The following is a 20,727-nucleotide window of genomic DNA, read 5'->3' on the forward strand; positions in this document are numbered from 1 at the left end:
GACTCATAAACAGTTCATACGGCCTTTACCCTTAGGAGGTTTGAACAATCCAATTTTGAGGCCAGGTTACCACTTATATAATCTTGGATTAGGCCTTTTGCCATGAAGGCTTTTTGAATTAATTTCAGACACTTCTAACCTTAAAATTATGATGATTAGAACCCTCAACAATATTAGATTTCTGGCGCTGTTGGCGCTAGTAGCACTACTTGGAGCACAGGACGCGAAAGCACAAAAAATCCCTGATCAAGTAGTAGAAAGTATTAAGTTCAGAGAAATTGGCCCCACCCGTCAAGGTGGACGTTACGTGGACTTTGCAGTGGTAGACAAAGCACCTAAGGTGATTTATGCCGCTACGGCATCTGGTGGTCTATGGAAAACTGTAAATAACGGCCAATCCTGGAATTCACTTTTCGACAATGAGAATATCATTTCTATTGGTGCTGTTGCCGTAGATCAACGAGATACCAGTGTTGTTTGGGTTGGGTCTGGAGAGGCCAATAACTCAAGAAGTTCTTATTGGGGTAATGGTGTCTACAAATCTACCGATGGTGGTTTGACGTGGACAAACATGGGGCTTCCAGAGTCTCATCACGTGGGACGAATTCTGATTGATCCGAACAACTCTAATGTTGTTTATGTGGCTGCATTGGGTCACTTGTACTCTGAAAACCCTGAAAGAGGCCTGTACAAAACAACAGATGGTGGTAAAACATGGACCAAGAGTCTTGAGGTTAAAAGAAAAGATGGCAAGTATATCGGTGTTGTCGATATGGCGATGAGCCCAGACGATCCAAACACTTTGATTGCGGCTGCTTATGATAAAATCAGAAGACCATGGACCTTCAATGAAGGTGGCGAAGGCAGTGGCATTTACAAGTCGACTGACGCTGGTAAGACATGGACTAAGTTGTCCAAAGGTCTACCGGGAGGTTTCCTTGGTAGAATAGGAGTTGCTTATGCACCAGGAAATTCAAATGTAGTTTATGCTAACATTGAAAATGTCAACATCAAAGGCATTAATAATAAGGAGCGTAGAAATATGCTTGAAGTTGGTATTGCCCCTAAGAGAGGCCAACGTGTTGATGGCGTTCAAATGTATCGCTCAGATGATGGCGGATCAACTTGGAAAATGATCAGTCCAGAAGGTGTTGACATTGGTGGTGCTCCTTCATACTACTATCAGCAGGTGAGAGTTGATCCGAATGACGAAGACCATGTATACGTTATCGGTATCCGCGTTTGGGAAACTAGAAATGGTGGTGATAGTTGGGAAACAGCCTTCCGCTTTGGAGGAGATAACCACGCCATGTGGATCGATCCTGCGGACTCTGATCACTTTATTCTTGGCTATGACCATGGAATGGGAATTACTTATGATGCTGGAAAAACTTGGTACCACCCTGATGAAATTCCATTGGCACAATTCTACGCTGTGGGTGTGGACATGGATTATCCTTACAATGTGTATGGTGGTCTTCAAGATAATGGTTCAGTCAAAGGACCTAGTACCATGAAAGATGGTAGTTCGATCAATTATGAGCAATGGGCTCGTGTTGGTGGTGGTGACGGTATGTACAACGTGGTGGACCCAAGCAATAACAGATACTTATACAATGAGTCACAGTTTGGTCCATTAAGACGAATGGATATGCATACGGGCACCTCTAAAGGAATTAGATACCCTGATCGCAGCATGCGTTGGAATTGGAACGCCCCTATTATGGTGTCTCAACACAACACAGACGTAATTTACCATGCTGGTAACAAACTTTTGAAATCGACTTTCCGTGGTGAGAATTGGGAAGAGATCAGTCCTGACCTAAGTAAAAACGATGCGGTTAAAGCTGCTGGCACAGGAAATATCCAGTATGGAACGATCACGACAATGGATGAGTCTCCGTTAGACCCTGATGAGCTATGGGTAGGTACTGATGATGGTAATGTACAGGTAACTGTTGATGGCGGTAAAAACTGGACATTGCTAAATGCTAACATTCCAAATAACCCAGAATATTGGGTAACCCGTGTAGAAGCATCAAATCATTTCCCTGGTACTGCTTATGTGACTTTCAATGGAATGAGAAGAGATGACTTCACTGCATTTGTTTATAAAACGACTGACCATGGTAAAACTTGGACTTCCATCGCCAATGGTATTCCTGCGGAGGCCGTTAATGTAATCAGGGAAGATCACAAAAACCCTAACCTCCTATTTGTAGGAACTGAACTAGGAACTCATGCGAGTATAGATGGTGGTGAAAACTGGACAAAATTCATGACCAATATGCCAACTAACCCAGCTTATGACATGCTAATCCACCCAAGAGAAAATGAGTTGATAGTTGCAACTCACGGTCGTGGTATTTTCATCGCGGACATTTCTCCATTACAGGGCATGACTTCTGAGGCTATGAATAATGGTATAGAGTTGTTTGACATTACACCAAGTGTTCAGTACGTAACGGGTCTTAGAAATGTATCTGCCTATACCAACTTCAATGGAGAAAGCCGTAGACCGGGTTCACACATCTATTTCTACAGTGCTAATGCAGGCAAGGCTACGGTCAAGGTAATGCAAGGCCAACGTGAGCTATATGTGATGGAGATTGATGCCAAAGCAGGCTTGAATCATGCGATATGGCCTTTCTCGAGAATTATAAGCGAGCGCTCTCAAAGAGACCTTGATAATATGGCTGCCAGATTCAAACGCTTTGGCATGTCTGATGCTCAGATTGCTCAGCGTATGGAAGGTGCTAAGTATATTACAGGTCCGGTTGGCCCTGGAACTTTCCAAGTAGTATTAGAATCTGGCGGCAAAACCATCACCAAAGATGCGATTGTATTAAAAGATCACTGGACTAATAAGTAAGTATTCATGCTATTATAAAGCCCACTCTGCTGAGCAGAGTGGGCTTTTCTTTTATGTTCTAGTACATTAGCATCCACTTGATAAACAATAGTTATGATAGGACTTGAAACTGAAAGACTGGTATTCAGACAATGGCAGAATTCCGATTACAAGCAGTTCTCTGAATTCTATGCTCAAGAAGAACATGCAAAATACGTTGGTGGCCAAAAGAGTCCAGAGGAATCCTGGCGACTTATGGCAACTTATATTGGCCATTATACCTTGAAAGGTTATTCATACCTCGCCATCACTGAGAAAAGCACAGAAAAGCTTATAGGCACAGTGGGTTTATGGAAGTCTGAACCTTGGCCAGAAAAAGAACTCGGCTACTGGTTACTACCAGAAGCACAAGGTAAAGGCTATGGAGTTGAGGCGGGCTTAGCGGTAAGAGACTATGGGCTTGACACCTTAAAATTCGATTCACTTGTAAGCTATATCGATCCGTCAAATCAGCCTTCGGTACAGCTCGCCACTCGACTGGGTGCTAAGTATGACCAAACGATTGAACTTCTTGACTTTGGTCCACATGCCATCTATCGATATAAGTAAAGAAGAAAGGTCTTAAGAAGTGTCTGATATGAGCTTTGCAATACTCCAGGTTAAGAAAGAGGAATACCCTGAAATAGTCGAGGTTTGGGAAGCCTCCGTAAGGGCTACACATGATTTCCTTCGCGCAGAAGACATTCAATACTTTAAGCCGCTAATTCTCAACACCTATTTAGATGCTGTCGACTTACGTTGTATCAAGGATTCCAAGGGCAAAATCTTGGGTTTTTTAGGGGTGGTAGACCAGAGTATTGAAATGCTTTTCCTGCATCCAGATGCTATTGGAAAAGGAATCGGTAGACAATTATTGAACTACGCAATTGAAACCTTTGGTGCTAATAAAGTCGATGTCAATGAGCAAAACCCAGAAGCAGTAAAGTTCTACCAGCATTGCGGGTTTAGGGTTGTGAGTCGCTCACCTTTGGATCCATTGGGTAAACCCTATCCTATTTTGCATCTCAGTTTATGAATCTTTAACGCCTCACCTTCCCAATTGCCCGAAATATTTATTTACTTCGTGCCCGTAAAAGCATATCCCATGAGAGGTTTGAATAAATTGGTGTTGGCTATTTCTGTTTTACTGCTTGCAGCGAGTTGTAACAAGAAGGATGTTCCTCAAAAGAACTACTTCTTTACTTTCAATGTAAAAATCGGCAAAAGAGTTACTGAACCAACTATTATCAATGGATACTACGGTACAATGAACCTTTACAAAGGTGACTTCTCTGCAACCGATTCAGCCAATGTTAAGCAACCTGTACCTGCCCGTTTTGAAATTCTATTATTCGAGACTAGCAAAAAAGAAGCTATAGATGCAGCTTCATATATCGAGAACGGAAAAGTCTTTTATAACCTCAAGCAAATAAAAAAGGCGGACGTTAAGCCAAAGTTCATCATTACCCCCAATAAAAGTGGCTTTTATCAATTCGATCCAAATGATGCCGACTACCTAGCACTTATTTGCGTCAACAAAAGAACAGGCTACTATCCAAGTGGACTCGGTACCCTTCCGTCTCCTGGAGGAGTCACGCGTAAGCTTGATATGCGCGTTGATTATCAGGCCACTTTTTAAGTCCATACTTTACTTCCATTGCTCAAAAGAATCAGCGAAATTGATGGCTTAGCTCTACGCATTGCCACAAAAAGTAATTGATCTTTCCCCAGCCGAAAATTGGTTCCAGTCTAAAGAATGGAGTGCCTTCCCATTTCAAAGAAAGACTTGGAGAGCCTACCTGTCAGGTAAAAGCGGTCTTCTCAATGCTCCGACTGGAAGTGGAAAAACCTATGCCATTTGGTTGGGTTGTGTCTTAGAGGCACTCAATGACCCCAAACCTGCTAAGGGACTCCAAATCATTTGGGTCACGCCACTGAGGGCCCTAGCCAAAGACATTCAAGCCGCCATGCAGGAGGTTAGTAATGACCTACAACTTGGATGGAATATAGCTTTGCGCACAGGTGACACCCCGCAAGCGGAGCGACAAAGACAAAAGAAGCACATGCCCGAAGTGATGGTGACCACTCCCGAGAGTATTCATATTCTCTTAGCGCAAAAAGATGCAGTTAAAACCTTTAGCTCCGTTAAAGCCGTCATTGTGGACGAGTGGCACGAGTTGATCGGTGGCAAGCGGGGTGTTCAAATGGAACTGGCATTGGCCTATATGCGGCATCTCAAAGACCAACCTATAAAGACTTGGGCCATCTCTGCTACCATTGGTAATCTAGAAGAGGCGGCTAAAGTATTGCTGGGTGAGCAATATGAAACTTGTGAGACCATACGAGCCAATGTTGATAAGAAGATTGAAATAGAATCTATCCTTCCTGAGTCGGTCAAAACACTACCTTGGTCAGGTCATTTGGGAATTCACCTACTCCCCCGAATTGTCCCCATTCTGGAGGATCATACCTCTACTCTTATGTTTACCAATGTGCGGTCGCAAACAGAGATTTGGTATCAGAAGATGATGATGCAGCTTCCGCAGTATGCCGGGCTAGTCGCCATGCACCATGGGTCTCTAGACCTGGGTGTCAGACAATGGGTAGAAGATCGACTACACACAGGTAAACTGAAATGCGTGGTCTGTACCTCAAGCCTTGACTTGGGTGTGGACTTTAGATCCGTAGACATGGTCATTCAGGTTGGAGGACCAAAAGGTGTGGCCAGATTCTTTCAGCGAGCAGGTCGCAGTGGACACAGGCCTGGCGCAACGAGTAAGGTATATTTTCTACCTACCCACTCACTAGAACTGATTGAGGCTGCTGTTTTGAAGGAAACGATCGACAAGAAGCAGTTTGAAAGCAGAATCCCCTTAACCAAATGTTATGATGTACTTATTCAGTATTTGGTGACCCTGGCAGTAGGCCCGGGCTTTTATGAGAAAGAAACATTCAAGCAAGTCAAATCATCTCATGCCTATCAAGATCTTACTTTAGCCGAATGGCAATGGTGTCTAGAGTTTATCACCACAGGCGGAAGCACACTAAGCGCCTATGATGAATATGCCAAAGTGGAAATCGAAGCTGATGGCAAATACAAAGTGAATAACCGCAGGATTGCCATGCGGCACCGAATGTCCATGGGGACGATAGTTTCTGATCCCATGGTCAAAGTCAAATATCAAACAGGCGGCTATATAGGTACAGTTGAAGAGATTTTTATTGCTGGCTTAAAACCTGGACAAACCTTCTGGTTTGCCGGACGCAGTTTGGAGCTAATCAGAGTTAAGGACATGACCGCTCAAGTGCGGAAATCAAAGAAGAAAACAGGACCTATTCCACGCTGGGGAGGTGGCAAGGCCTCCTTCACATCACTCCTTTCTCATGGTTTAAGAGTCAAGCTTGAAGATGCATCAAAGGGTGTCTACAAAGGTCCTGAAATGAAGGCAATTAAGCCCTTGTTAGAAAAGCAGCGAGAATTATCGGCCTTGCCTAAGTCTGACCAATTGCTGATTGAACAGTTGCGATCCGATGAAGGCACTCATTTCTTTATATACCCTCTGGAGGGGAAATATATTCACGAGGTGCTCGCGGCTCTGTGCGCCTACAGAATTAGCGTCAGTCAACCTATTACCTTTTCTATTGCCTCCAATGATTATGGCTTTGAGCTACTCACTGATCAGGAAATAGAGATTGAAGACTTTCTAGAATTAGATCTATTCTCTGAGGAGAACCTCTTAGAAGATATTTACGCCAGCATTAACAACACGGAAATGGCCAAGCGCAAGTTCAGGGATATCGCTACGATCGCTGGACTTATATTTCAGGGATATCCGGGCAAAGGAATTACCAATAAGCACTTACAAGCCTCCTCCAGCATGATTTTTAAGGTTTTTGAAGACTATGACCCTGATAATCTGTTGATGAAGCAAGCTAATGAAGAAGTGCTCTCTCTTCAGTTTGAAAAGTCTAGATTGAACGAGTCTTTGGCACGTATTAACCAGCAAGAAATTGTTGTAAAGAAGCTACTCAAACCTACTCCACTATGTTTCCCGATTATGGTCGATCGTTTTCGCGAACGCTATACCTCGGAAAAGCTATCTGATCAAATTGAAAAAATGCAGATTGAGTTTGATTAGCGGACAAACTCCTCTTGAAAGTTCTCTATAAATGCATTGATATGTTTCCGATTTCTTTGCTCCTCTTTCACCACTAAATAGTGGCTTCGCTTCAAGCCATTTCGACCAATTTTCTTAAAGACAAGGTCTTCTGGAAGCTTATAGGATTTCAGGCTCCATTTAGGTAGACAAACAACGCCCATATTAGCATTGACCATCTCCAAGGATACTTCGGTAAAAGGAATTGCTGTTACTTTCTGAGGAATGATCTTATTGGGCTTCAAAAAGTGTTCATAGACAGAAACACTTTCCAACGGAAACGAATTGATAATAAGGTGTAAATCGGCAAAATGACTAACATCGAGGTATGGCAAGTCGCCAAACCGATGTTCGCGATGCATTATGGTAAATATCTCATCTTCCAGCACCTTCATTTTGAAGAGAGAATCAGTCGCTGGCTCTGAAGTGACAATTGCTATATCCACTTCATCAGAAAGCACTTGAGAAACAGTACGCTGAGAGCCATCAAGACTTAAGTCAATCTCAATTTCAGGATAGAGAACAGCCATTTTCTGAACAAAAGCTGGCAACCCATGAAAGAAGGATTGGCACTCTGCGCTCAAACGAATGCTTCCCTTCGAGCCCTCTTTAATCTGCTGTATATTGCTAAAACCTAGGTCAATCTTCTCAAAGAGCTCGTTTGCTAGTTTATGGAGCTCCTTTCCCTCTTTTGTGAGTTTCCAGTTATTCCTAGTTCTATGGAATACTTTAAAACCAAGGCGCTCTTCTAATTCGCGCAATTGATGACTTAATGCAGATTGGGTAAGGAACAGCTTCTCCGAAGAATTGGCAATATTACCCTCCTCGGCAATGGTCTTAATCAATCGAAAATACTTGAGTTCCATAGCTTCAATTTACTACTGTTTATAATCAGTTGTAGCTGAAAAAAATTCAATTAGTATGGCAAGACCATTCATTCATCAAATTCAGAGGGTATTCACTGACACACTAGATTTGAAAAAATGAATGGATATGAACTGCGAAACATCATACACAGACTGCTGTCAAATTGAGACTATTAAGACCAATCATGGAGCAAAGGTTCGTTTGAATCTGTTGACTGACTATCTTAGAAGTATTGTGATTACTGGTGCCGAAGACATGTCAAAAATTAAATAGGATATCTATGAAGACTGTAGGATTAATTGGTGGAATGAGCTGGGAATCATCTAAGATGTACTATCAGTATGCTAACGAATATGTAAAGCATCGTTTGGGAGGATCACACTCTTGCAAATGCGTAATGGTCTCTGTGGACTTCGCAGAGATTGAAAAATACACTTTTGCTGGTCAATGGGATAAAATCGGAGAAATGATGGCCAAGTGCACTCGGCAACTAGAAGCTGCTGGTGCAGACATCATCGTACTTTGCACGAATACCATTCACTTGGTGAGCGACTACATAGAAAAAAGCACTGACCTACCTTTCCTCCATATTGCCGAAGCCACAGGGAAGTCCATTAAAGACAAAGGACTTCAAAAAGTAGGCTTGATAGGAACAAAATTCACCATGGAAAAAGATTTCTATACCTCCATCCTATCAGAGCGATTCGGGCTAGATGTCATTATTCCTTCAAAAGACGATCGCCAAGCCATACATGACATCATTTACAATGAGTTAGTAAAAAGTCAATTCACTGAAGTTGCTAAGATCAAATGTATGAGTATTATGGAATCACTCGCATCTCAAGGGGCGCAAGGAATAATTATGGGTTGTACTGAATTGCCCATTCTAGTGCCAGACAGTGATGTCGACATTGTCACTATTGATACCACGAAGGTGCATATTCAACAGGCCGTAGATTGGGCAATTCAATAGAGCTTACTCCTCCTTAATTACATCCACCGGATTCATAAATGCTACTTTCAGCACTTGAAAGCCCATAATACCGAGGGACAAGACAATTATTGCTAAGAGAATTAAGCCTAGTTCAAAAAAGCTTGGGAACGCTCTGTACTCAAAACCATTCAGCCACTGATTTGATATCACTTGATTGACAGGAATCGCAATGACCTCTGCAATAAGAATCAAAATCAATATCTGCTTATAGAAGAGTAAAACAACACTTTTCACAGATGCCCCAAGCACTTTTCTTACACCAACTTCTGCCTCACGCTTGCTGATTGCAAAGCTCAATAGCCCAATGAACCCAAGAATGGAAATGACTATAGTCAATACCGACAGGTATGCCATGGCTTTTGACAGTCGGTTCTCATCACTGTATTGTCTATCCAGTTCCAAAGCCAAGTAATCGTAGGCAATAGGTATTTTAGGAGCATAGCTATTCATTATACCCTCAATTTCTGTAACAGCCATCCGATGATCGCTTGAGGATAATCTCACAAGCATCTGATCTCCAAATTCTCTATTATAGAAGACGCTGATAGGCTCTATTGCAGAATGGAGTGACCCGATGTTGAAATCTTTGAAGACACCGATTAAGGTCATATAGATGGGATTACCCTCTTCGTCATTCTGGAAATACATCTTCTTCCCAATAGCATTATCATTCCAACCAAATTTGGCTTTTGCAGACTCATTGATCATAAATGTAAATTCGGAATCTTGCTGAGACCCCTTGATAAACGACCTCCCTTCTAAGATTTGAAGTCCAATTGTTTTTGCAAAATCATGATCGACTTGCATAAACTGAGAGCCCACAGCATTATACGCTCCATTATCTTCAACACTCAGAATGGTATGATTCAGGTTCACCCCAGGTCGATTAGAGGAAAACGAAGCATCGTTGACACCGGCAATTGTCTTAATCCTTTCTTTAATGAGTTCGCTATTTGCTGATAGTACTGAGTCCTCTAACTGGAAGACTACCACATTGTCCTTTTCAAAACCTAAATCGATGTTGGACATATAGTCCAATTGATTTCTGACAACAAAAGTGAACAAGATTACAATGGTGGAAATGGCAAACTGCAACACAACAAGTCCTTGCTGCAGGCGATTACTCTCTCTAGTGCTTTTGTTTCGTCCTTTTAGGCCTTCAACCAATCGAATACCAGATAGTATTGCCGAAGGATAAACACTTATCAAAAAGCCCAATGACAGGGTTGCTCCAGCAAATATCAATAAGTTTTGAAGAGAAAAAGGGAGTACATCTACACCAGCAACAGATTGAAATTCTGTATAGATGAGCTTAACAACCAACAGAGCAAAAGCAAAGGCGAGCGTTACAAACAGTAAAGTCTCAACAAGAAACTGCCCTGTAATATTGAAACGTGAAGCACCAATTACCTTTCGCACGGATATCTCTTTTTTTCTGAGAGAATTTCGGGCCAGTGATAGGTTTAAGTAGTTCACCAAGGCGATCAGAATTAGGAAAACCCCAATGGCTAAAAGTACATAGACACTTGCGAGGTCACCATTTTGATTCACCTCCCAAGTAAGATGAGACTTCAAATGAATGTCTTCAATGTTCTGCACAATCAGGTCAGCGCTGCCATTGATTTGATCGAAAGTCTCTTTCATATGAGCATCAAACAAACCCGAGAATTTCTCTATCAGGCTATTGACCTGATAAGCCTCTCCAAGCTTTACATATGCGTAAGTATGTGCACCAAACCAGCGAGTATTCACCTCTTCGTCATAATACCCATTCCACGAAACTAATACCTCATATGGAAGGTGTGTATTCGAAGGCACGTCCTCGAAAATACCGGTGATTTCAAACTTCCTACCATCTTCTAATACCTCCAGACTTTTACCCACTGGGTTCACATCTCCAAAGACCGTTTCTGCAAAGGATTTTGACAGTACCATAGTGTTCGGCCTATTCAATACAGACTTGATATTACCCTCAAGTAGTTTGGTATCGAAGACGTTGAAAAAGGTTGAATCGACAATGAATACATCACCAGAAGTGTACAAAACTTGATTGTATTCAAAGCTTGCCTTATGGGTCTCCAGACCATTCATTCCTCCAACGCGAGTAAAGTATTCTATTTCCGGAAACTCTTCAAGCATGGTAGGTGCCAATGGCCTTGGCACATTCACATAACTATCTTCCTTGCCACCAATATTGTAATGGACACCAAGCCTTTTTACCACGTCAGTGTCCTGCCGAAAGCTCTCGAATGAGAACTCATAATTGACCAATAGCAGTACCAAAAAGCTAAACGCCAGACCGACTGACAGTCCGAACAGATTGATACCCGTATAAAATCTATCCTTCCAGAGGTTTCGAGCCCCTACTTTTACATAATTTCTAATCATCCCTATGTTGTTGTTTGAGTAAATGTCTTTTGCAAAACCAATGATGCCCGGCCTAAAGAGCAACATCACATCGATTAAGAATTTCCAATTGCCGAAGAATCGACCTTTTTGATTCACTCGTTCTTGGTAAAGCTCTATTAAGTCTCCTTCGACATATAGCTGAAGCTCTCTGCTACAGAACCAGCGAAAGAACCTCATGATAAGCCAAGGAGGCTTTAGGTCATTGGGTGTATTGCTCATTAAAAAGCAATCTTTAAATCGAAGGACATATTCGGAATGTCATTCCACATCGCATTGCGCATGTCTCGAGCAGATTCTAATGCCTTCTTCCCTTCAGCAGTAATTGAGAAATACTTCTTTGGACGTCCGGCTCGTTCGGCAGTACCCTCTCCTTCGCGAGATTTCAAAAAGCCTTTTTCTTCTAGGCGTTTGAGCGCGGACTGTAAGGCGCCCACACTCACGTTTCTAGACATACGGCCCTCGATCTCCTTTTTGATTGAAACCCCATACGCCTCTTCATACAAAATACCAACGGCAAGCATTACTACTTCTTCAAATTCACCAAGCTGTGTTCTCTTCATAATAAATTCCTAATTGTAGTATTTGCAAAGCAAAGGGATTAAATAATAAATTCCTAATTGTAGTAATATTTTTATTTAGGCATGTCAAACCTTCCCTTTTGGTCCAAAATCATGCATTTATCAAAACTTTTGATCAATTTGAAGGGAGAAATTGCTGACCATGATCAACGCCCTAAGAAAAGTTCGTAAAAGTCTTTTATCGAAAAATAGTTTCCTGAAGTATCTCTTGTATTTGACTGGGGAAATCGTTTTGGTGATTGTCGGTATCCTGATCGCCCTTAATATTAACAATACCAATGAGGCCCGAAAAAATGAAGACAAGGTAGTTTCGACCTTGTTACAGATTCAACAAGAATTAGCCATCGACATTAATAAGGCCACGGATCTTATAGAATACTACCGGGTAAAGGATTCTTTGATTTCTCTTGTGCTTAATGATAAGGTTACGCTTGTTGATTATCAAGATCAAAGTAGTGGTCTCTTCTCCATTGTCACCAATGTCGTAGACTTGGTAACCACCAATAATGGCTATAACAGCCTTATGCGTAACATAGATAATATTCCAGAACGCTTTGAACCTTTGATAGAGGGACTCAACAAGGTATATGTCGATGATAAAACCCAGGTAGACTTTTACAATAATAGCATCTCTGATGTGGCCAATACGGTACTGGAAAAGTGGTCTCGGCAATACGAATGGTATTCAGAATTATTCACTGGTTTTACTGATGACTCTGCCTATGATTACTTTTTGAATAGCCCTTTCTACAAGAACGAGGTGGTGACTTATAATGTGATTTCAATGCAAAACCACCTTCCTTTCATCAAGCAATACAGAACCGATGCTATAAAAAGCTATTTGGGAATTGCTGCTTTGGTAGATCCGACTAAACCGATTGAAAAGCGCTTTGTTATACCAAGATTGTTGTATCAAGACTTACCCGGTACTTACCGTATTCAAGACAGAATTGAAATAGAAATCAGCTTTGACGAAGGGCATTTAATGCTATACAGAGATGGGCAGCCACCTCGTGAATTGTTTCCGCTTTCTCCAACAAAGTTCTACGCTATCAATGCCAGACCTATCTTCAATTTCCACAAAGATGCTGAGGGCAAGATCATCGACTTTACGATTTACAACAACAACAATCTTTTGACTGCGAAGAAGGTCAAATAAAAAAGGTGCTACCATGGCAGCACCTTCACTTTAAAGATCTTGTAATCTTATCTCTTAATCTGCATGGCCATGCCGTTTGACATTACCAAATGCTCGATGAAGAACTCCATCATGCGATCAGTAGAAACAGCTGTGTGGCCTCTATCCGGACCAACCTGCACCTCGAAGCTCTTGCCAGCATCTTGCAATGCTTTGATCAACTGAAGTGAGTTAGATGGGTGTACATTGTTATCAGCAGTACCATAATACACCATGATTTCACCCTTAAGGTTTTTAGCATAGTTCATTAGGTTAAAGGCATCATAGCCTGCCTTATTATTCTCAAGCGTATTCATATACCGCTCAGTATAGATATTATCATAATTGATCCAATCTGTAACTGCTGAGTTTGCAACAGCTGCATGGTATACATCAGGGAATCTTAAAAGACTCATTGCAGCCGTAGTTCCTCCGTAAGAAGTGCCATAAACCCCTACTCTTTCCTTATCGAAATAAGGACGATCGTAAAGGGACTTAATACCTTCTGCAAAGTCGTCCTGCTCTACAATACCTAAGTTTCCATACAGTTGATCTAAAAGTCGCTTACCTCTACCGCGAACGTTTCTACCATCGATATCAACGATTAAGAATCCGTACTCAGTCAATGGATTAGGGAATGCAAAAGTCTCTCTAAACTCGTTTGTAGCCGGCCCGCCATAGTTGGCAAGGATTAGTGGGTATTTCTTACTCGGATCGAAGTTAGATGGGAAGTGAATCAGCCCATGAAGTTCTGTTACACCGTCAGCAGAAGTAAAAGTAAATGCTTCTACTTTCTTCAAACCTAGCTCATCCCATTTAGTCATATCACTCTTAGCCAATTCAGCAATTACTTTTCCTTTCGAATTGATCAGATTAGTAAATGGAGGAATATTATGAGTTTGTGTGATGTCGATGAAGTGCTTACCGTCAGGTGCAATGTTCACTCTGTGGTTGTATGCTGGATCGGTCAGACGAGTATCTTTCGAACCGTCCAACTTCACTCGATGAAGCTGCATTTTCATGTGGTTTTCACCACTTCTGGCCATGTAGTATAAGTAGCCTGCCTTCTCATCGATCTTAATGATATTACTGACTTCGAAACCATGTTGCGTAAGCGGGGTAATCAAAGTGCCGTCAAAATTGTAGAGATAGTAGTTGTTGAAACCTGTTCTTTCAGAGGCCCAAATAAAGCGTTGACCATCGGCCAAGACTCTCATTTCTGGAGTGTTCTTTGTGAAACTTGGTAGCCACTCTTCGCGAACTACAGTTCTGGTTTTTCCTGTATTAGGGTCTGCAGCACGGTATTCCATAATGTCTTGCTTACGATTAGTGCTGTGGTATAAAAACTCTTTACCATCAGGAGTCCAAGCCATCCCATACAAGTATGTACCTAATGGGCCATCGGCAAAAGACTTACCATCACGGGCATCAAATTCGGTGATCTTCTTTGACTCAAGATCATAAACCATGAGGTCAACAGGGAGGTTAGGCTCACCAACTTTTGGGTAAGACATTACTTCCAGAGAATCATAAAGTGCAAGCTGATCTAGCAATACATAATATCGCTTAGCGCCCTCCTCTTTGAATCGGTAGAAGGCAACCTTCTTGCTATCTGGAGACCACCACATAGCAGTTGTTTGCCCCAGTTCCTCACCATATACCCAAGTAGCAATACCATATTTTACTAGGTTGTCCATATTTCCATCAGTTGTAATAGCAATTTCTCCACTGCCATCAGGGTTACTGATGTACATGTTCCGGTCTCTCGTGAAGGCTTTTAACTTGCCATCAGGAGAATCTGCAGAGGCATATTGACGACCACGTGCTGGTCTGTTAAATCTTCTTCTTGGTGGCGGTGGCGGTGGGTCACCCATATCATTGAATGCCTTCTTTTTCACATCATACTTCCAGAGCTTTCCATCTTTGATATACTCAAAAGACTTACTGTCATCTGCCCAGTTAGCAGAAATGATTCCCGGCTTAACGGATCTTCTGATTTGAGGGGCTACTTTGCTATACTGCTCATAGCCAGGCATATTTTTAAGCTTGTCTTGGGCTTGACTTTGGAAGCCTGCAAGAGTAAATGCTATTGCTAACATTAAGGTTAGCGTATACTTAGTTTTCATAGGTTTTACTTTATGGAATACCATTTCTATTCTTCGTGGCCTAATACTACTACTTTCATGCCGAAAAAAGTAGTGCTAATTGTTCGGATGGTTTTTTGGGAGTAGAGCGTAATGCGTATTGGGTATTGCGATATACGATGTACGAAAACTCAACATTCACCCTTAAGCATTCTACACTAACTCATAGATTTCCTGTTTACCTCATCGCCAACTGTAGATTTATCGAAGGTTTGGATATTCTGCTTACCTTAAAGCAACCATCAACCTTATGCGATACCTCCTTCTTATACTGACTCTTCTATTTCCGTTTCTCTGTTCTGCTCAGGCCGGCATCAAGCCTAAAGAATACTCCTGGACTCAACTATTCGACATGATCGAAGCCGAAGAGAGTGCAGTCTTTAGGCTAGAGAATGCAAGAATAGTAGTGGACTCGCAGACGGATTCTCTTTTTAGATTAGACGCTTCTTGGTCAGGGATAAACAACATACAGCAGTTCAGAGTAGATACAATACATGTTTATAAACATGTTGAATTTACTAATGTTGACTTTAATCCAAACGATAAGGTACTCTATGGGTTTTCTTTAATGACATTTCACGAGACAGTCAACTTTCAAAACTGCCTTAACCCGATTCTAGTTAAAAGCACATTTCAAGATGTGTTTAAACTGGGAGTAGATAACATACTGAATAGTGATAAAAATGGTTTCAGCACCCTGAATCTATTGATTGAAAATGTTTTTAAGAGTAGTATCAATGTTGTTTTTTTTGCACCTGAATTTTATACAACGGTAATTATCAATAACAATAAGGTCAATGGTAAGTCGGCATTTTTTAACCAGGTTGGATCAAGAGGTAATCTGGTTATTAGAAATAATGACGTGACCTCAAACCAAGTCGAACTTTTTTATCGTGGAACCAAATCTGAAATTCTGAGTAACTATGAGCTAATCAACAACAGTTTTAATAGCTCAGGGGTCATAAAGCTAAGTTTTAGTACAGATGGTGTGGATTTCATCAAGGTTGCCAGAAACAACTTCAACAGCCCCGTAGCAATCGAAGTAGATAACCTGATGGCTGCCTCCAGTTGGATTCAATGGACTCAGTTTCAAAATAATCTTATTCATAGTGAAATTTATCGCTATTGGTTTGACGATGATGAAGTATTTGACTTGAAAGGCTTCGTCCCTGGCGGCAACAAGTGGGGAGAGCAGAATAGAAATCATTATCTCGATACCGTAAGAGTGCAAGACATTGATGTCTATAATGCAGAACTGGCCCTAAGGGGTAGATTTTACAATTATTACAAAAGCAGACACGAAACAGAAGCTGCCAATGCAGTCTATGAAGAGATCAAAGACATAGAAACCCAAAGACTGGCTTTTCTTTATAATCAAAACCCAGGTTTTACCACTTTCTTCAAGTGGAAGATCAACCAATTCCTCAAACTCTTTTCAGGCTATGGTACAGAGCCAGCACGGGCCATCACCATGTCGGTTTATGTCGTATTGGCTTTTGCACTTGTTTACCTCTTCTTTCCCAACCATTGGGACAGCCATGGGAAGAATCGCATTATGGATCGTTATCGTTTCTTTCTCAAATATGTGAACAAAGATTCAGGCATGCATGAAGTCTATTTGGACGAAAAGCAACCTGAATTACTGGCCTCAGAAGACTTTAAACGTTATTTGCAAGAACAAGGCAAAACGGCACCTAAGTTCTTTATGGCTACTGCCCTCCCGCTTTATCGTTGGTCAATAGCCGGTACTAAAAGTGCTTCTTGGTTGCTCTCTAAAGTAGATGTACTCAAAGGCAAATGGTCAGAAACTGAAGACTCAAAAAAAGGTGGTAAGTCCTTTTTACTGATCACAGCTTTTCTGATCGCTTTACTCTACGACATCTTCATCAAAATGCTGAATGCGCTCATGCTAAGCATTAACACCTTCACTACCCTTGGTTTTGGGGAGATTCCCATTAAAGGCCTGCCCCGCTATTTGGCGATTATTCAAGGCTTTATCGGCTGGTTTATGTTGACCATATTTTCAGTATCGCTCATCTCGCAGCTACTGAACTAAATAAGGATCGTCACTCTGAGTGTTGTGAGGCACGAGGAACCGAATGAGTCTCCTCATCGCGATCAGGAGATTCTCTCGGTCGATCAATTCTCTATAAAGAATTGCTCTTCCTCAGAATGACGGAATAAATGGAATGACCATATTTAAAAAGGTACGTCACCCTGTCCCGAGGCTTCGGGATCAGGGCCCATTTTGATAAGATGCTGAAACAAGTTCAGCATGACGAAAAAGAGTTTGATAGGTCAGTTGTTGTATTAGTAGTACGTATTGTAATGACTTCATTCTCAAATTCAACATTGTTCATTCATAATTGAACATTCAACACTGATTTCATGATTACTGAACGAGATTCTTCGCTGCACTTCGTTTCGCTCAGAATGACGAGACACTAAGGAGTTGTGACTTACTTCATCTTCGCCCACCGCAGCTTCATTCCCTCTACAGACGCTATCAAGGCCTCTACCCCTTCTATCACTTGAGTTGTAGGCATCACATCTGCTGCTTGAATAACGTTGTGCAAAAAGAGCAACTTATTCTGCAAGCTTACAAGTGTTTCCCGTTCAATGGGAGTGGCTCGAATGCTTCCATACATAGTATCTGGATCACCAACCGATCCATTTCCTCTAAAAGCCATCTGCCCATTTGATGGATTAGCCATAGCGTCTATCTCCTCCACAATGTCTTGCAACTCATGATAGGCCAAATAACATTCCATACTCAAATCATGCTGCACATTTAATGCCTTTTGACTAATTACAACTCTAGGGTCCATTCTAATGGTTAGGGGGCTTTCACTCACCTTGCCATCAACTGTCAATCTTACTCTGTAAGTACCTGGATTGACCAGAGGTCCATGTGGTCCACTTGGTGTACTCTTGTACACTGCGGCAATAGAGAATTGCCTTCTCGAACCTCTTGGAGGCTCATGTTTTAAATCCCAAATAAATCTATGGTGTCCTTTTACTGTTCCTAATTTCTGTTCCGGCTTGATCCAATAAGTGGGATGTGGCATAGTGGTACTATCTCTTAACTCCGGTTTATCATCAGAGCGGTATGTTCTGATCACAGTTCCATCAGTACTCAAAATCTCAAGCTGTACGAAACTCGCATTAGCATTAAGCTGATAATCCAAAATGGCTCCATCTGGTGGATTTTGTCCCGTAGGCTCTTCTGGAGGCAGTGGCGTATCATGGAACATGTTATCGCGTACCCGTGTCGTTAGTGAAGGTGTAAACAAATAAGCCCCTTCAGCTTTTGACCTTGCCATTTCTCTTAAGGGTGCAATGTTATCCAAGATCCAAGCTGAACGGCCATGTGTCCCCACGACTAAATCGTCTTCATGGATGACCAGGTCTCGAATAGAAGTTGCAGGCATATTATTGCGTAGTGATTGCCAGTTCTCGCCATCGTCTACGGAGAAATAGACCTCTCTTTCAGTACCAGCGTATAGCAGACCTTGCTGTTTTGGGTCTTCTCGCACCACATTAACAGGGCCATTCGGGTTCAAGCCCTTGGTGATTAGTTTCCATGTTTTACCACCATCATGGGTACGATAAACATAAGGGGTCATATCATCCTTTCTAATAGCATTGATGGCGATATAGGCAGTGCCTTGATCGAAATGCCCTGCATCAATTTGAGACACCTTATCCCATGTCGACATAGCTGGTGGTGTCACTTCAGTCCAGTCTGCACCCCCATTCTCAGTGATATGAACTCTACCATCATCCGTACCCGCCCAAATGGTCTGAACATCTAATGGCGAAGGCCCAACAGCATAGATGACTCCTCTTCTTGCCATGGTCTCCATTGCCTTGGTCTTGTAGTGTCCAACACTCGGTGGCACTTCTGGCTGCTCATAGGTTAAATCGGGGCTAATGATCTCCCAACTCTGTCCTTCGTTCATGGTCTTCCAAAGCACATTGGTGGCAAACAATAACATATTGTCGTCTGCCGGGTGAAACATTAATGGCATTGTTCTTACAAAACGATAATCACCAGAGCGCACAGCTTCTGGCGTGATATTCTGCGCCTGACCTGTTTTCTTATCAAAACGCATCACCCTGCCTCCATAAATGATATTTGGGTCTTTTGGATCTGGCGCTACATAGGCATATTCATCGGCCCCAACACCCATGAATTCTCTAAAACTGATCTGTCCGCCATCTCCTCTACTCGCAATACCGATTGCACCGCTTTCTTGCTGACCGCCATAAACCATATAAGGATAATCATTGTCCGTGCTTACATGATAAAGTTGGGTAGTTGGTTGGTTGTACCAAGAACTCCATGTTCGGCCTGCGTTGACCGTAACCACTGCCCCTTGATCCGCCACGAAAAGCATGATATCAGGATTGATCGGGTTGATCCAAATACGATGATAGTCATCACCTCCCGGTGCACCTTTGAGCGATGACCAAGTTTTTCCTCCATCGGCCGAAGTGTAAGAAGCCACATTGGCTACATAAATTCTATCTGGGTTAGTTGGATGAACTTTGACTTCTGCAAAATCTCCTCCTCTGCCCCACAGCCTTCTATTTCCATGAAGAAAAGCCCAGCTTTCTCCTGCATCGGTACTCTTATAAATCCCTCCATTCTGCCTGGCATCGACAGTTGCAAACATGATGTTCGAATTGCTTGGTGCAATGCCCACTCCAATTCTTCCTAAGCCTTGCTCAGCCCCTGGCAATCCTTTGGTAATCTTCCTCCAGTTTTCACCACCATCAGTACTCTTATAAAAGCCACTATTTGGTCCAGAGAATTTCGCATTCTCCCATGGTCCTTCTTGGTGTTCCCACATATCGGCAAAAAGGATTTCGGGATTATTCGGGTCGAATTCCACCTGAATAGCGCCTGTGTTTTGATTGATATAAAGTACCTTCTTCCAGGTCTTACCTCCATTGGTAGTTTTGAAAACGCCCCTCTGCTCATTAGCGCCATAAGGATGCCCCAAACCTGCCACAATAACTATATCAGGATCAGTTGGATGAACGATCAGGCGTCCGACCTGCTGTACATCCTTCAGGCCAACATGCTCCCAGCTTTTGCCACCATCGACACTTTTAAATATACCATCTCCAACACCCAAATCAGGTCGATGAAGTCCTTCTCCACTGCCTACATAAATGATATCTGGATTGCTCAGCGCTACCGCAATATCTCCTACTGAGCCGGTTGGTGCATCATCAAAAATTGGATTCCAGGTGCGGCCATAATCATCTGTTTTCCAAACGCCACCATTATTCACTCCCATAAAGAAAACATTGGGCTGTGATGGAATGCCAACTCCCCCAACGGTCCTGCTCGCTCTAAAAGGACCTATCATTCTATACTCAAGGTTTTGATAAGCTGATGCTGGAATCTGCTGAGCAGTAAGTGTTGTTACCGAAAAAATTAAGAAGACGGAAAGAAAAGCACGAATGCGAAATACGTTAGGCATAGTGTTGAAGATTGAT

General features: G+C 42.2%; 14 protein-coding genes. 9 read left to right on the forward strand and 5 right to left on the reverse strand.

Annotated elements, in window-relative coordinates:
* Positions 1-148: 148 nt before the first annotated feature.
* The 5 genes from J4E76_RS04435 to J4E76_RS04455 all read left to right on the forward strand — a co-directional run bounded on the left by J4E76_RS04435 (position 149) and on the right by J4E76_RS04455 (position 7,029).
* Positions 149-2,872, forward strand: a complete 2,724-nt coding sequence (locus J4E76_RS04435; protein WP_208501541.1) for a hypothetical protein — start codon at positions 149-151, stop codon at positions 2,870-2,872.
* A gap of 93 nt (positions 2,873-2,965) precedes the next feature.
* Positions 2,966-3,460 carry a GNAT family N-acetyltransferase gene (locus J4E76_RS04440; protein ID WP_208501542.1) on the forward strand — a complete coding sequence of 165 codons (495 nt, stop codon included), beginning with the start codon at positions 2,966-2,968 and terminating at the stop codon, positions 3,458-3,460.
* A gap of 28 nt (positions 3,461-3,488) precedes the next feature.
* Positions 3,489-3,926 carry a GNAT family N-acetyltransferase gene (locus J4E76_RS04445; protein ID WP_208501543.1) on the forward strand — a complete coding sequence of 146 codons (438 nt, stop codon included), beginning with the start codon at positions 3,489-3,491 and terminating at the stop codon, positions 3,924-3,926.
* A gap of 69 nt (positions 3,927-3,995) precedes the next feature.
* Entirely contained in the window at positions 3,996-4,529 is a 534-nt protein-coding gene (locus J4E76_RS04450) for a hypothetical protein (RefSeq protein ID WP_208501544.1), read from the forward strand.
* A 61-nt stretch (positions 4,530-4,590) separates the two neighbouring features.
* On the forward strand, positions 4,591-7,029 hold the full coding sequence (locus tag J4E76_RS04455) for a ligase-associated DNA damage response DEXH box helicase (protein ID WP_208501545.1): 2,439 nt from the start codon (positions 4,591-4,593) through the stop codon (positions 7,027-7,029).
* Here the strand turns inward: J4E76_RS04455 and J4E76_RS04460 are convergent.
* Positions 7,026-7,913: a LysR family transcriptional regulator gene (locus J4E76_RS04460; RefSeq protein WP_208501546.1), complete on the reverse strand. Its 888-nt coding sequence runs from the start codon at positions 7,911-7,913 to the stop codon at positions 7,026-7,028. The two genes, J4E76_RS04455 and J4E76_RS04460, sit on opposite strands and share 4 nt — an antisense overlap.
* Before the next feature lie 127 nt (positions 7,914-8,040).
* Here J4E76_RS04460 and J4E76_RS04465 point away from each other — a divergent pair, with 127 nt between their 5' ends.
* Together J4E76_RS04465 and J4E76_RS04470 are read left to right on the forward strand one after the other, a co-directional pair.
* Positions 8,041-8,187 carry a hypothetical protein gene (locus tag J4E76_RS04465; RefSeq protein WP_208501547.1) on the forward strand — a complete coding sequence of 49 codons (147 nt, stop codon included), beginning with the start codon at positions 8,041-8,043 and terminating at the stop codon, positions 8,185-8,187.
* A gap of 7 nt (positions 8,188-8,194) precedes the next feature.
* Complete coding sequence (locus J4E76_RS04470) at positions 8,195-8,887, forward strand: aspartate/glutamate racemase family protein (RefSeq protein WP_208501549.1); 693 nt, start codon at positions 8,195-8,197, stop codon at positions 8,885-8,887.
* 3 nt (positions 8,888-8,890) lie between these two features.
* On the opposite strand, the gene J4E76_RS04475 is transcribed toward J4E76_RS04470, so the two are convergent.
* Both J4E76_RS04475 and J4E76_RS04480 read right to left on the reverse strand, forming a co-directional pair.
* Entirely contained in the window at positions 8,891-11,536 is a 2,646-nt protein-coding gene (locus J4E76_RS04475) for an ABC transporter permease (protein WP_208501551.1), read from the reverse strand.
* The gene (locus J4E76_RS04480) at positions 11,536-11,877 is read right to left on the reverse strand and encodes a PadR family transcriptional regulator (RefSeq protein ID WP_208501553.1); all 342 of its coding nucleotides are present in this window, start codon (positions 11,875-11,877) and stop codon (positions 11,536-11,538) included. Before J4E76_RS04480 ends, J4E76_RS04475 begins: the two co-directional genes overlap by 1 nt.
* A 160-nt stretch (positions 11,878-12,037) precedes the next feature.
* Here J4E76_RS04480 and J4E76_RS04485 point away from each other — a divergent pair, with 160 nt between their 5' ends.
* Entirely contained in the window at positions 12,038-13,054 is a 1,017-nt protein-coding gene (locus J4E76_RS04485; RefSeq protein ID WP_208501555.1) for a DUF6090 family protein, read from the forward strand.
* A gap of 47 nt (positions 13,055-13,101) precedes the next feature.
* On the opposite strand, the gene J4E76_RS04490 is transcribed toward J4E76_RS04485, so the two are convergent.
* On the reverse strand, positions 13,102-15,198 hold the full coding sequence (locus tag J4E76_RS04490) for a DPP IV N-terminal domain-containing protein (protein ID WP_208501557.1): 2,097 nt from the start codon (positions 15,196-15,198) through the stop codon (positions 13,102-13,104).
* A gap of 268 nt (positions 15,199-15,466) precedes the next feature.
* Here J4E76_RS04490 and J4E76_RS04495 point away from each other — a divergent pair, with 268 nt between their 5' ends.
* Positions 15,467-17,272 carry a potassium channel family protein gene (locus tag J4E76_RS04495; protein ID WP_208501560.1) on the forward strand — a complete coding sequence of 602 codons (1,806 nt, stop codon included), beginning with the start codon at positions 15,467-15,469 and terminating at the stop codon, positions 17,270-17,272.
* 403 nt (positions 17,273-17,675) lie between these two features.
* Here J4E76_RS04495 and J4E76_RS04500 read toward each other — a convergent pair whose 3' ends face one another.
* Complete coding sequence (locus J4E76_RS04500; protein ID WP_208501562.1) at positions 17,676-20,711, reverse strand: sialidase family protein; 3,036 nt, start codon at positions 20,709-20,711, stop codon at positions 17,676-17,678.
* Between the last annotated feature and the right edge of the window lie 16 nt (positions 20,712-20,727).

Origin of the sequence: Roseivirga sp. E12 (genome assembly GCF_017592825.1) — a bacterium.
Classification (GTDB): Bacteria; Bacteroidota; Bacteroidia; order Cytophagales; family Cyclobacteriaceae; genus Roseivirga.